Here is a 314-nt window from a genome sequence, read left to right as displayed (position 1 = left end):
CACGCAGGAGGTCAGCGGTTCGATCCCGCTAGGCTCCACTTTATTTAATATATGTCTCGGAGGTATACCCAAGTTCGGCTGAAGGGATCGGTCTTGAAAACCGACAGGCGGTGAGAATCGCGCGGGGGTTCGAATCCCTCTACCTCCTCCATTTTTTTAATGGTTTAGACATATAATAATAAAACATTTATTTTTTCCTTCATGGAGGTATACCCAAGTTCGGCTGAAGGGATCGGTCTTGAAAACCGACAGGCGGCGAGAGTCGCGCGGGGGTTCGAATCCCTCTACCTCCTCCATTTTTAAATTTCATATTG

At 47.5% G+C, this 314-nt stretch carries 2 tRNA genes; both read left to right on the top strand.

The features are described 5' to 3' along the window. The first annotated feature begins 58 nt into the window (after nucleotides 1-58). Nucleotides 59-151: transfer RNA gene (locus MR170_RS31405), tRNA-Ser, on the top strand. A 52-nt stretch (nucleotides 152-203) separates the two neighbouring features. Further along, a tRNA-Ser gene (locus tag MR170_RS31400) sits at nucleotides 204-296 on the top strand. Nucleotides 297-314 lie beyond the last annotated feature (18 nt).

The sequence above is a fragment of the Bacillus cereus group sp. BfR-BA-01524 genome, assembly GCF_022662595.1.
GTDB classification, from domain to species: Bacteria; Bacillota; Bacilli; order Bacillales; family Bacillaceae_G; genus Bacillus_A; species Bacillus_A thuringiensis_S.
Note: the sequence above shows the minus strand (reverse complement) of the source record. Positions and strands in the feature narration are given on the sequence as shown.